This is a genomic window from Tsukamurella ocularis (assembly GCF_965138335.1).
In the GTDB taxonomy this organism is placed as follows: domain Bacteria; phylum Actinomycetota; class Actinomycetes; order Mycobacteriales; family Mycobacteriaceae; genus Tsukamurella; species Tsukamurella ocularis_A.
This window is the reverse complement of sequence record NZ_CBCSDV010000007.1, coordinates 85,080-96,667: the sequence shown is the minus strand read 5'-3', so window position 1 is coordinate 96,667 and position 11,588 is coordinate 85,080. Positions and strand designations below refer to the sequence as shown.

The window sequence follows — 11,588 nt, the reverse complement described above, 5'->3', positions numbered from 1 at the left end:
GAGCGTCAAACCAGGAACGAACCCGCGTTGCGGAGGCGCGCTGTGGCGGGGGACGCGACACCGAGACCACGGAGGAAGTCGACGAGTCGCGTGCGCGCTGCGGCTCCCTCGGGAATCGCGTGCATGATCCAGTTGTGAAACATGTCGGGGTACTCCAGCATGGTGACCGCCACGCCCGCGGTCGTGAGGACCTTGTGCAGCCGCTCCGCGTCGGGGTTGAGGACATCGCGCGTACCGGACGCCACCGCGGTGGGGGGCAGGGCCGACAGGTCGGTGGAGAGGGGGTCCGTCTCCCCTCGCCCTCCACCGGAGTACCAGCGTCCCGCCGTTCGAAGCCCCGCGATCGCGAGTTCGGGATCGTCGGGCTCGATGCGCTCGGACCGGCCATCCGTGATCGCGAGATCCAGCCACGGAGAACTCAGGACCAGGGCGTCGGGGCGGCGAGCGCCTCGGGAGGGCGCAGTGCGCGCGAGCTCGACGGCGAGAAGACCGCCGGCCGAGTCACCGGAGACCACTACCGGCCCGGGGTGGCCGGCGATCGCGTCGTCGTACACACGCCGTACGCATCGGCGGATCGCATCGTGATCCGCGATGGGACACAGGGGGTACAGCGGCACCACGACCGAGGCGCCGGTGGTCAGCGCCAGCCACCGGAGGAAACGCCAGTGGTGGTGTTCGGGTTGTTCGACGAACGCCCCGCCGTGGAGGTGGAGTACTCGTGCGCCGGAGGACGTCGGCGGAGTGATGCTGACGCATCGCGTCCCGCCCACCGTGGCCGACCTGATCTCGACGCCCAGGCGGATCCACCACGGCGGCATCGCCGCCTTCAGGCTCTGCCTGTCCGCCAGGCCGGCGACCATGACTTCGCGGTCGCGGTAGAACCGCTTGCTGCGCCGGGCTCGCAGGGATGCTGTCACGCACCGGGCGCGTACCGACGTCACGGGCTGCCCTCGTCCGGCTCCTCCTGCGCCAGTCGCTCGTCGAGCGAAGGGCCTTCCCACTGCTCGGGCCCCGTGACGCCGTGTCGGTCGCTCTCCGCCCAACCGTCTGGCGGATCGATGGCGGTGTCCCACGGGTCGTGCCCCAAGAGGTCCTCATCGAGAGCCTCCGCGTCGACGGACACGCTCGCGGACGCGTCCTCGCCGGGCGCGCCGGAGTCCGCGTCGTCGTGGTGATTCGTGGTCATCGTGATCACTCCTTCGGAGGGGTTGCCCCGCGGACGGCCGTGCGGGGCCAGTACCGCAGGTCCGCACAGGCCGTGATGAAATCAGCGGCGACGCGGTCGGCGTCCAGGAGGAAGCAACCGTCATCGACGCTGTGCGCGAGACCCGTGCGATCCAGTAGCGGTCCGCAGTGCTCGCCGATCGCCAGGTACTTGCTGTGGTGGAAGGCGTCGGTGAGGAAGTCCTGTGCCGCGGGGTCGGCCGCGAGCTCCTCCGCGCCGGCCGCCGATGTCAGAACGGCTACGGCGTCGAACAGGACCGAAGGCGCACCCGCCAGTTGCGCGTCGGCGACGATCGGCTCGCCGTCGTCGGCGACGACGCCCCCCACGCGTTGCGCGATCACGGCCACCGAGGCGCCGGCGTCGCGGGCGTGACGGCGGAGCGCTTCGAGGAGCGCGCGATCCACCCCATCGGTGACCACCGTGCCGAGGGTGCGCCCGGCGAAGGTCCGCGGCGGGTTGCGCAGCATGCTGACCGCGGGTGACGCGGGCAGGTCGGTACGCACGGGCACCGCGGCGGGCGCGGGCTCGGGAAGCGGGAGCCCCAGGCCGGCCGCGATACGAGTGGCGAGCCCGTCGTCGACGGCCCGGAGGTTCGCTACCATCCTCAACCGGATCGCCCGTTCCCGGACCTTGCTCAGCTCGAAGACGTACGCCGCCACGATGTGGTCCTGCTCCACCGGAGTCTGGCTGTCCCAGAACATCTTCGCCTGGCTGTAGTGATCGGCGAAGGACTCCGGGCGCAAACGGGTCTTCGTTCCCGAGAGCGGTTCGGCGAAGGTCGTGAGCGCCTGAGCGCCGGCGCGTTCGCGGGGACCGCCGTCATCGCTGGAGTTCGGCTCGTAGTTGATCGGTCCGGAGGGCACGTCCTGCTGCATGTGACCGTCCTGATGGAAGAACGCCATCGGGCACCGGGCACGGTTCACCGGCAGTTGCGTGAAATTGGGTCCGCCGAGACGGGACAGCTGGGTGTCGAGGTACGAGAAGTTGCGGCCCTGCAGCAGCGGGTCGTCGGTGAAACCGATTCCGGGGACGATGTTCTGCGTGCAGAAGGCGACCTGCTCCGTCTCCGCGAAATCGTTGTCCACTGTCCGATCCAGGGTGAGGCGGCCGACCACCTGGAGCGGCACCGTCTCCTCGGGAACGATCTTGGTGGGGTCGAGGACGTCGAAGGGCAGAGCGTCCGCAGTCGCTTGGTCGAACAATTGGACCGCCAGATCCCATTGCGGATGGTCACCGGACGAGATCGCATTCCACAGGTCGCGACGGTGGAAGTCCGGATCGGCACCGTTGATCTTGACCGCCTCGTCCCAGACCACCGACTGGCAGCCGAGCTTGGGCTTCCAGTGGAACTTCACGTACGTCGAGGCCCCGTCCTCCGCCAGGAAGCGGAAGGTGTGGACACCGAACCCCTCCATGAACCGGAACGAACGCGGGATCGCCCGATCCGACATCTGCCACAGGGTCATGTGCGTCGACTCGGGAAGGCACGACACGAAGTCCCAGAACGTGTCGTGCGCGGACTGGGCCTGAGGGAAGGCCCGATCGGGGTCCTCCTTGACCGCGTGGACCAGATCCGGGAACTTCATCGCGTCCTGGATGAAGAAGACCGGGATGTTGTTCCCCACCAGATCCCAGTTGCCTTCGCGCGTGTAGAACTTGACCGCGAACCCCCGGACGTCGCGTGCCAGGTCGAAGGAGCCCGCGCGACCGGCGACGGTGGAGAAGCGAACGAAGACCTCCGTTCGTCTCCCCACCTCGCCGAAGACATCGGCCACGGTGACACCGGTCAGTGACCGGGTGCACTCGAAGACGCCGTGCGCACCGTATCCGCGGGCGTGGACCACCCGCTCGGGTATGCGCTCGTGGTCGAACCTGAAGATCTTGTCCCGGAGGACGAGGTCCTCCAGCAAGGCGGGCCCGTGTTCGCCCGCTCGCAGCGAGTTCTGATTGTCGGGGACCGGCGCCCCTTGCGACGTGGTCAGGGCCTCCACCGCGACCTGATGCGGCTCGCCTCCCTGCCCGGTCGCGGTGACCGCTTCGATCTGCTCGTCCGCCATACTCCGCCTCCTCGGCTCGTTCGTCGTCAGCGCGCGCCGCGTCCGCCGCGCCGGCGGTACCTCCGCAGGTACCGCCGTTCCTCGGTGGGGCTGAGTTCCTCGCCGAGGACGGGGTCGCGCTGTCCGCGGTCGTCCCACGCGTTCCTGCGGTGACTGAGTGATACCGCGGTCATCGCTGCGCCGCCCACGACGATCAGCGCGATGCCGCCGCCGATGGCGGCCCACGCCCACGGCGCACCGGTCGCTGTCGCGCTGATCCCGATCGCCAGCACGCCGACGCCCACGAGGACCCCGACGAAGCCGGCGCCTCCCCATTGCCGTGCGATGCGTTGCATCAGTGCGCTCCTCGCCGTATCCGAGCGGAGATCGCATCCCGGGCCCGGTCCAGCATCGCGGCGAACGGCCCGACGAGGAGGTTCGCCGATGCGGACTCGACGCCGGGATGCGGGCGTGTCGGCGCGATCGACTCGATCGCCTGGACCGCGTCGGCCATGCGTGCCGCCTCGTCGTCGTCGATCTCGTTGCGGAGCGCGACGAACTCCTCTCGCTCCTCGCGCTCCGCGTGCCGCTCGACGGCGGCACGCAGGGCTTCGATCTTCGCCTCGAATTCGCCCGAGTGGAGGTTCATGTCCTCGAGCTCGGCGAGCAGCTGCTTGGCGGCACGTTCCTCGTCGAGGCGTTCCTCCACGACGGTTCCGCCGGCCGCGATCGCCGCGCGGGCCTTGGGGTGCACGATGATCTCCTCGGCGGCCTCGTGCACGGCGAGCAGGCGTCGCAGAGCGAGGAACGCTTCGTCGCGGTCCTCTGCGTCGCTGGCGAGGACACGATCGAACAATTGCAGGATCCGCTGATGCTGGAAAGCGAGCTCATCGATGAAGGTGTACGGATTGATGAACGTCACGGTGCTCGTCCTCTCTTCTCGTCGGGCCGCCCGCGGGCGGCGCTGCAGTAGAGATCTACCCCGGACCGAGTGCGTCAAACCTCGGTCACGCCTCCGAAGCCGGTGACGACGAGCGATCGGGAGGCAGCGGTGCTCACGGCGACGATCTCCACGGGCGCCGTGCCGGGGGCAGCCACCCGCTTCCACACGTACGCGGCGGCGGCGATGCTCATGAAGTCGACGCCGGTGAGGTCCAGCTCCACTCGGGCGGAGGTCCGTAGGGCGGCGTCGACGGCCCTGATGAAGGCCGGCAGGGTGAAGCCGTCGAGGTCACCCTCCGGAGCCACTTCGGTACAGAGCGGCGCCGACGTGGGGGATGCGCTCATCTTGAGCGTGTCGGGACGTTCGATGACGGATAAGGACATGGGGCCTCCAGCAACAGATCGTGATGTTCCGGCTGCGGCACTCAACCTCCTTCGTTCGTACCACAGACGCCCTGGGCTGTACAGGAGCCGACGGGCCGTTCGTCATCGAAAACCGCTCCGCCGCTGAATGTTTGCAGTCGAGCATGGACGATTCACCGAGGTCGCCTACTCGGCGGCGTACGACCGGAGCCTGCTGAGAGCGCGGGACAGGATCCGCGACACGTGCATCTGCGAGATCCCCAGCCTTGCCGCGATCTCGGTCTGCGTCATCGATCGGTAGAAGCGCAGTGCGAGGACGGTGCGCTCCCGTTCATCCAATCGCTCGACCGCGGGGCGCAGCGATGCGAACTCCTCGACGAGTTCGAAGCCCGGATCCGCCTCGCCGATCCGCTCCACCGGCGTGGACCGCTCGTCGTCGCCGATCGGTTGGTCGATCGAGCGTGCCCGGTAGCCGTTCCCCGCGAGTGCCGCCTCACGGATCTCGTCGAGGCCCACGTCCAGCCGCTGCGCGAGCTCACGGTAGGTCGGTGTCCGCCCGAGGTCCTGCGCCGCGTCGGCCATCGCGGCGTTCATGCGCAGATGCAACTCCTGCATGCGTCTGGGCACGCGGGTCGCCCATCCGGTGTCGCGGAAATGGCGACGGAGGCCTCCCAACATGGTGGGCACCGCGAAAGACAGGAAATCGGTGCCCTTCTCCGGATCGAAGCGGTCCACCGCATGGACCAGTCCGAGGCGGGCGACCTGCACCAGGTCGTCGTGCGGCTCACCGCGCCCGGCGAATCTCCGCGCCAAGTTCTCTGCGAGGGGCAGACAGCGGCTGATGACCTCCTCCCTGGCGGTCGCCTCGGGCGTCCCACCGGAGCGCCGCGCGTTTCGGAGGATCGCCGCCACATCGGCGTAGTCATCGCTCGAGGGCCGCGGCTCCCGAGGGTGCGGCGGCACTACACGGCGCTCCGAGCCGATCGGAACGACACGCTCGTCCACCATCCGCCGCCTGCGGCCGGTGCCCGCTCGACCTCGAGGCCCTCGGTCAGCGTGGTGAGGACCCGCCAGCCGAACCCGGATCGGTCCGGGACACGGTCGGAGCGGGTGTCGGTCGCCACTGTGGTCGCCAACTCCCCCGCGCCGAGCTCCACCCTGATCTCCACGTTCGCATCCTCCCGCGCGTCCGCGATCAGCTCGGTGCAGATCTGGTCGATCGCGAGACCGAGGTCGGACACCCCGTCGATATCGAGATCGAGCATGATCGCCAGCGCTTCCGGTACCGCACGCACGACCGGGAGGTAGGCGAGATCGGCCGGAACGCGCAGATCGACGGGGTGGGCCGGCGTAGTCCGTGCCATGTGCGCCATGAGACTCCGTTCATCGAGAGGCACCTCCCGTGCTAACACGCGACCGCCTCCCCTGTACAGCGAAGTAGGGAACCGGCGTTCTGTCCCGCGCCGGCGTGCCCGGGAGAAGCGCCGAGCATCAGTCGCCGCTCCTCGCCCGTTCGTTGGCCTGCTCGATCGCAGCGATGAGCTCCTTCTTCCGCATCGTCGACCGCCCGCGTATCTTCAGTCGCCTGGCGACGTCGAGGAGGTGCTCCTTCGTCGCGTTCACGTCGACGCCCTCGTGTGTCGGGCCGCCGCGGCCCTGGCCGGGCCGCTCCGACGTACCCCGCCTGCCGCCGGGCTTGCGTTCCCACCGGTCCCCGACCCGCTCGTAGCTGTGTTTGAGAGCCGCGTAGGCGACCTGATGCGCCCGCTTCTCGTCCCCGTACTCCTCGATCGCGGAATCGTGAGCCTTGGCGAACGTCCGCTGGGCCTTCGCGCTCGAGCGCTGCAGGGTGCCCGGAAGTTCGTCCTCATCGGCCGAACCGCGTTCGGTGGTCTTCGGCATCGCTCCGTCTCCTTCCTCGTCGTCGCGACACTGCCGCCCGACGGCTACCCTCCGTCGCACGGCCCTAAACCCCGCCGCGACGGCCGCGACGTTTGGCCACCGCCCCGGAGGGGTAGACGTGCTCCGGCCACCGACCGCCACCGTCGAAGGAGGAGACCGTGCGAAGCCAGACCATCCGATACCCCGGCGACACCGCCGAGATGAAGGACCAGCCCCGCGACGAGATGCGCGGCTACCACGGCCGCGACCTCCTCAAGGGGAAGAAGGCTCTCATCACCGGCGGCGATTCGGGCATCGGGCGCGCGACGGCGATCGCCTTCGCGAAGGAGGGCGCTGACGTGGCCATCGCCTACCTCGACGAAGGGGACGACGCCGCCCGGACCGTGGATCTCATCGAACGGGAGGGCCGGCGGTGCGTCCGTTACGCCGGCGACCTCGGGGATCCCGCTCACTGCCGTGACGTGGTCGAGAGTGCCCACTCCGAGCTGGGCGCCCTGTCCATCGTCGTGAACAACGCGGGCACCCAGCAGCCGGCGGACGATCTCACCGAGATCACCACCGAGCAGTGGCGACGTACCTTCGCCGTCAACATCGAGAGCTTCTTCCACGTCACCCGCGCCGCGCTCCCCCTGCTGGCACGGGGCTCCTGCATCATCAACACGGCCTCGATCAACGGCCTGCGGGGCAACCGCCATCTCATCGACTACTCCGCATCGAAAGGCGCCGTCCTCGCGTTCACCTACGCGATGGCGCAGTCCCTCGTCGATCGGGGGATCCGCGTCAATTGCGTTGCCCCCGGCCCGGTATGGACTCCGCTCATCCCGGCGACCTTCGACGAGGGCGCGGTCGCGGAATTCGGCGAGCAGGCCCCGTACGGACGAGCCGCCGACCCCGACGAGATCGCCCCGTCGTACGTCTTCTTCGCGTCCACCAGGATGTCCTCCTACTACTCCGGGGAGACCCTCGCCCCGATCGGCGGCGAGACCCTGCCGGGTTGAGCGGGTCGCCATGAACCGGCTCCCCCCTCCCGATCGCGGCCCCGGAGCTCGCAACGAGACCCCCACCGAGCGGCTCGATCGGAACTGGGCCTCACTGTTGCAAGAGGTCCGCGTGCTCCAGATGAGCGTGCAACTGCTCTCCGGCTATCTCCTCGTGCTCCCGTTCCAGCCGCGATTCACGACGCTGAGCACTGCGTGCCTGGCCCTGTACTACTCGACCTTGACCGCGTCCCTCGCGGCAGTCGTGATCTTCCTGACCCCCATCGCGCTCCATCGGCTGCTGTTCCGCACGCACAACCTGGCCGTGGTGGTCACCGCGACGCACCGCCTCGTACTCCTCGGGATGGGGTCGGTCGGTCTGGCGCTCACCGGTGCGGCGGCGCTCGTCGTCGCGGTCGGATCCGAATCGGTGGCCATCGGCGCGTGCGCCGCGGTCGCCGGCAGCGCATGCGCGGCCTTCTTCTGGTGGTGGCTGCCACGGCATCTGCTCCGGCGGTACGGCCGCGCATCCGCGCCGATCGCGCACTGACGGGACGTCCCGCATCACCGGCGCGGCGGATCCCGCGAGTCCCGGCCCGCCACGAACCGACGCCGGTACTCCGCGGCGGCCTCGTCGATCACCCCGCCGGCCAGCCGCCCGACCGGGCTGACCGCTCGCACCAGCGGCTCGTGATCCGGACCTCGAGCGACGCATCGTCCCGTCAGGACCCACGCGTACCTGCCGGCGATGTCGAGTTCGCGGTAGGCGCACACGCGGCGCACGACCCAGGCCCGGGTTTCGAGAGACCACCACGGCTCGGGTGTCAGCATGGCCACCGACAGGCCCGGGAGCACGTACTCGGCCTCGTAGTCACGACTCGGCCCGTTCCTGAGGTCGGCGGCGGGCCCCTCGGAGTAGCGGATGTACAGGACGGGCCGGCTCCGCACTGCGCGAACGAGTCCCGCGAGATCCCTGATCTCCGGAACGTCTCGATCCGCACCCCGCCAGACGAACAGGGGCGACGAGCCCTCGCCCGCGGGTCGCACACCCTCCTCCACGAGTCCTCCTCCCTGTTCACGCGCCGAGTACACCGGCATCACACTCCCCGAATACCCGGCCCGGGTGAGCGGGAAACACGGTGCCGTGGCCGTACACCTATCTGTCCCCGCCCCCGGGGACTCCGGGCATCCACCCCGTGCGCACCGGCTCACGCGGATGTACCGGACGCCACCGACCCGCCTGCAGCCATCGGCGCACGCAGCGCCCGGGCCACCCGGCCGCCGACTGCGCCCGTTCCCATCGACCGGGTAGCAGCGACCAGAGCCAGTACCGCGCCTTCCAGGTTCGGTCCCAGCGCCATTCCTCGAGATCCGGAACCGCGAACGCTCCCTCGTCGACGATCGGCGCTACTGCCGCCTGCGACGGAATGGCCCGCTTTCGCGCGTGCGACGGGCTCGTTCCCGCCGCTCGCACGCGGGTCCGATACGCCTCCCGCCGCACGCCCGCTCCTCGGGGTGCCAGCCAATCCACGACGAACCAACTGGAGTCGAGTTCACGCGTGCGAAGCTGCACCGTCGCCGTCAGCGCCTCCGTCGTGTTGTCCAGGCGCGGAACCCGGTCCACCACGACGTCCTGGCCGTCGTCGCGGACCACCGTCCCGACCACGTCGAACCACCGGCCAGGGCCGCGCGCGACGATCCGGAACTCGACGGAGTTCCACTGGTCGTCGCGTCCGACCCCCACGGTCGACATACCGGGAACCCGTTCGATCCTCCGCGCTCCGATGGTGAGCCCGTAGCCGCCGCTCGTGTTCCTCGACAGCGTGAGCTGTTTCCACGCGACCGCGAGCGCGAACAGTGGAATGAGGATGAGCGGTACGTAGACGACCGTGCTCATACGTCGCGCACGAGGTTCGTCCCCTCGCGCCACGCCGCGAGCAGCGCCTCGTCGAGGCGGTCCTCGACCAGCCGCCACGAGCAGATGCCGCGGACGATATCGGCCTCGGTCTCCGGGTGCGCGGCGACCATGGCTCCGACGACGTCGTGGCGCATCACGAGCTCGTGCACCGAATCGGCCTCGACGTGCTCGCGATAGAAGCGCTTCGCCGGGTCCGGCGCTCCGATCCGCTCAAGGGCGGCCACCATTCTCGCCGATCCCGGCGGGGAGGTGACCTCCGTGGCCGCGAAATGCCCTATCGCCGCTCCCAGTTCCGCTCGACGTAGGCCGAACGTGCTCATCAGCGTGACCGGGGCGATCGCCGCTGCGGGCGCGCGGTCCAAGTACTCCAGGTATTCGCACCCCATGTCCATCGCCGCGAGCAGATCGGCGTACAGGCACTGGTGGACGTCCTCGCCGTGCCCGGCGCCGTACTCGTCGAACTCCACGGCCACGAACGGCGCCTTGCAGACGGGTGCGAGCCTGGGGATGGCCCAGGCGTGGGGGTCCGCCTCCTTGAGGTGGTAGAGCGACCGAGCCGCGAAGTAGTCGCGGAATCGCGTCCCGTCGGAGGTGGACATCAACCACTCCACGGCACCGGCGGCGCGCAGGCTCTCGCCGGCCAGGTCCTCCAGCGCGGTGGCGGCGGAGACGCCGGCCGTCCGGGGCTCCAGTTCGCGGTCGATGGCGGCGAGGAGCGCGTCCTCCAGGGTCACCCGGGCGGCGACGACCGCCGGATGCCACTCCAGTACCGGATCGACCCCGCGCCACCCGCGGTAGTGCATCTCCTGACAGACGAACAGTGCCAGCTGGGCGTCGTCGCCCCAGACGTCCGCCCCGGTCGTGNCAGGCGGCGATCCGGAGCCCGGATCGCCNCCCTCCAGAGCGCGGATCGCCCAGTGCGAGATCGGGCCCCGCGGGGAGGGCAACGGCGCCTCATGCCCGTTCCGCATCGGCTCCGCGATCCGCATCATGTTCCACCACCGTTCCTGTCGACGTCGTTGCAGCTCCGGTACCCGCTCACCCGCCTCTCGAAACCGCTGACGAGCCGATGCGTTTGCCGGCCCGCGCCCCGGGGTAGATCGCATCGTCAGCCGCGGTGCAGAGTTCCGGTGCGCCCCGTGGAACGCGCCGGTGGAAGGAGTGACGATGTCGAGGGGTACTCGTTCGATGCCCGTACCGGCCCCACACGGGCTGTGGACACCGGGTCGGGCGACCGGCCCCGACGTGCGGCGCAGCGGCCCGAACGACCGGGCCGCGCTCGCGGACCGATCGGACCGCGTCTATCGGCCGCAGGCCGACACCCTCCTCCTGATGGAGGCGCTCGGAGAACTTCCGCTCCGGGGAGCGCGTGCGCTCGACCTGTGTACCGGCTCCGGCGTCGTCGCCGTGGAGGCGGCCTCCCGCGGTGCCCGGGTCACCGCCATCGACTCCTCGCCCGCGGCGGCGCGCGCGGCCCGGGCGGTGAGCTCCGGCGCGGGGGTCGAGGTCGACGTGCTGCAGGTCGGAGTCGCTGAATTCCGCTGCACCCGTGGCTTCGACGTGATCACCTGCAACCCCCCTTATGTGCCGACCCCGGTCGGCACCGAGGACGTCCCGGGAGCCGGGGCCGGCCCCGCCGAGGCGTGGAACGCCGGCACCGACGGGCGCGCGGTCCTCGACGTCGTCTGCGCGCGGCTCGATGAGCTCCTGTCGCCGACGGGGACCGCCTTGATCGTCCAATCGGCCTTCGCCGACTGCGACCAGACCCTGGCCGTGGTGCGGGAAGCAGGTCTCAGCGCGCACGTGGCGCGCCGTCGGGCGATCCCCTTCGGCCCTGTGCTGCTGGCTCGGTGCGAACAGCTGCGCCGCGCCGCCGTGATTCCGCCCGACTGCCACGACGAGGAGATCGTCGTCATCCGTGCTCATCGGCCCGGCGGTGCACGGTGACCGCCGGGCAGCCCGGCGACGGACCCCGCGCGCCCGCGGCACGCCGGCGGCGCGTGCGTGTCGTCCCGGGCGGTCCCGTGCTCGTCGAGGGCCCGGTCGACGTGGTCGGCGCCGATGGCGAGCAGACGCCGTGCGACCGCTTCGTCGTCGCGCTGTGCGTCTGCGGCGGTTCTCGGACTCCGCCCCTCTGCGACAGCAGTCATCGCAGACGGCGATCTCGCAGGCGTCGGGAGCGATGACACCGGTACCGTTCCCCCCGACACCACCGGTCCGGCTCC

General features: G+C 70.1%; 16 protein-coding genes. 4 read left to right on the top strand and 12 right to left on the bottom strand.

From position 1 onward, the window contains the following. Positions 1 to 5: 5 nt before the first annotated feature. The 9 genes from ACNAYW_RS09025 to ACNAYW_RS08985 all read right to left on the bottom strand — a co-directional run bounded on the left by ACNAYW_RS09025 (position 6) and on the right by ACNAYW_RS08985 (position 6,468). Positions 6 to 917, bottom strand: a complete 912-nt coding sequence (locus ACNAYW_RS09025) for an alpha/beta hydrolase (RefSeq protein WP_415849364.1) — start codon at positions 915 to 917, stop codon at positions 6 to 8. A gap of 20 nt (positions 918 to 937) precedes the next feature. Next, positions 938 to 1,186: a hypothetical protein gene (locus tag ACNAYW_RS09020; protein WP_415849363.1), complete on the bottom strand. Its 249-nt coding sequence runs from the start codon at positions 1,184 to 1,186 to the stop codon at positions 938 to 940. Positions 1,187 to 1,191: 5 nt separating this feature from the next. After that, positions 1,192 to 3,282 carry a catalase gene (locus tag ACNAYW_RS09015; protein WP_415849362.1) on the bottom strand — a complete coding sequence of 697 codons (2,091 nt, stop codon included), beginning with the start codon at positions 3,280 to 3,282 and terminating at the stop codon, positions 1,192 to 1,194. A gap of 26 nt (positions 3,283 to 3,308) precedes the next feature. After that, positions 3,309 to 3,617 carry a hypothetical protein gene (locus tag ACNAYW_RS09010; protein ID WP_415849361.1) on the bottom strand — a complete coding sequence of 103 codons (309 nt, stop codon included), beginning with the start codon at positions 3,615 to 3,617 and terminating at the stop codon, positions 3,309 to 3,311. Continuing rightward, complete coding sequence (locus ACNAYW_RS09005; protein ID WP_415849360.1) at positions 3,617 to 4,183, bottom strand: hemerythrin domain-containing protein; 567 nt, start codon at positions 4,181 to 4,183, stop codon at positions 3,617 to 3,619. Before ACNAYW_RS09005 ends, ACNAYW_RS09010 begins: the two co-directional genes overlap by 1 nt. 74 nt (positions 4,184 to 4,257) lie before the next feature. Next, positions 4,258 to 4,548 (bottom strand): STAS domain-containing protein, encoded by a 291-nt coding sequence (locus ACNAYW_RS09000; protein WP_415849359.1) that lies wholly within the window; start codon positions 4,546 to 4,548, stop codon positions 4,258 to 4,260. A 204-nt stretch (positions 4,549 to 4,752) separates the two neighbouring features. Next, the gene (locus ACNAYW_RS08995; RefSeq protein ID WP_415849358.1) at positions 4,753 to 5,478 is read right to left on the bottom strand and encodes a SigB/SigF/SigG family RNA polymerase sigma factor; all 726 of its coding nucleotides are present in this window, start codon (positions 5,476 to 5,478) and stop codon (positions 4,753 to 4,755) included. 50 nt (positions 5,479 to 5,528) lie between these two features. Then, positions 5,529 to 5,930, bottom strand: coding sequence for an ATP-binding protein (locus tag ACNAYW_RS08990; RefSeq protein WP_415849357.1), 402 nt, complete (start codon positions 5,928 to 5,930; stop codon positions 5,529 to 5,531). 127 nt (positions 5,931 to 6,057) lie between these two features. Continuing rightward, positions 6,058 to 6,468, bottom strand: a complete 411-nt coding sequence (locus ACNAYW_RS08985) for a ChaB family protein (protein ID WP_415849356.1) — start codon at positions 6,466 to 6,468, stop codon at positions 6,058 to 6,060. Positions 6,469 to 6,668: 200 nt separating this feature from the next. Between ACNAYW_RS08985 and ACNAYW_RS08980 the strand changes: the two genes are divergently transcribed. Both ACNAYW_RS08980 and ACNAYW_RS08975 read left to right on the top strand, forming a co-directional pair. Then, positions 6,669 to 7,466, top strand: coding sequence for an SDR family oxidoreductase (locus tag ACNAYW_RS08980; RefSeq protein WP_415849429.1), 798 nt, complete (start codon positions 6,669 to 6,671; stop codon positions 7,464 to 7,466). A 10-nt stretch (positions 7,467 to 7,476) separates the two neighbouring features. After that, positions 7,477 to 7,995: a DUF6328 family protein gene (locus tag ACNAYW_RS08975; protein WP_415849355.1), complete on the top strand. Its 519-nt coding sequence runs from the start codon at positions 7,477 to 7,479 to the stop codon at positions 7,993 to 7,995. Between the two features lie 14 nt (positions 7,996 to 8,009). Here ACNAYW_RS08975 and ACNAYW_RS08970 read toward each other — a convergent pair whose 3' ends face one another. The 3 genes from ACNAYW_RS08970 to ACNAYW_RS08960 all read right to left on the bottom strand — a co-directional run bounded on the left by ACNAYW_RS08970 (position 8,010) and on the right by ACNAYW_RS08960 (position 9,962). Then, on the bottom strand, positions 8,010 to 8,504 hold the full coding sequence (locus ACNAYW_RS08970; RefSeq protein ID WP_415849354.1) for a DUF6098 family protein: 495 nt from the start codon (positions 8,502 to 8,504) through the stop codon (positions 8,010 to 8,012). Between the two features lie 97 nt (positions 8,505 to 8,601). Further along, positions 8,602 to 9,342 (bottom strand): hypothetical protein, encoded by a 741-nt coding sequence (locus ACNAYW_RS08965; protein ID WP_415849353.1) that lies wholly within the window; start codon positions 9,340 to 9,342, stop codon positions 8,602 to 8,604. Continuing rightward, positions 9,339 to 9,962 carry an iron-containing redox enzyme family protein gene (locus ACNAYW_RS08960; RefSeq protein ID WP_415849428.1) on the bottom strand — a complete coding sequence of 208 codons (624 nt, stop codon included), beginning with the start codon at positions 9,960 to 9,962 and terminating at the stop codon, positions 9,339 to 9,341. Before ACNAYW_RS08960 ends, ACNAYW_RS08965 begins: the two co-directional genes overlap by 4 nt. A gap of 589 nt (positions 9,963 to 10,551) precedes the next feature. On the opposite strand from ACNAYW_RS08960, the gene ACNAYW_RS08955 reads away from it, so the two are divergent. Further along, on the top strand, positions 10,552 to 11,310 hold the full coding sequence (locus tag ACNAYW_RS08955) for a HemK2/MTQ2 family protein methyltransferase (protein WP_415849352.1): 759 nt from the start codon (positions 10,552 to 10,554) through the stop codon (positions 11,308 to 11,310). Then, positions 11,214 to 11,549, top strand: coding sequence for a CDGSH iron-sulfur domain-containing protein (locus ACNAYW_RS08950; protein WP_415849351.1), 336 nt, complete (start codon positions 11,214 to 11,216; stop codon positions 11,547 to 11,549). The genes ACNAYW_RS08955 and ACNAYW_RS08950 overlap by 97 nt, the downstream gene beginning before the upstream one ends. Positions 11,550 to 11,588: the final 39 nt, after the last annotated feature.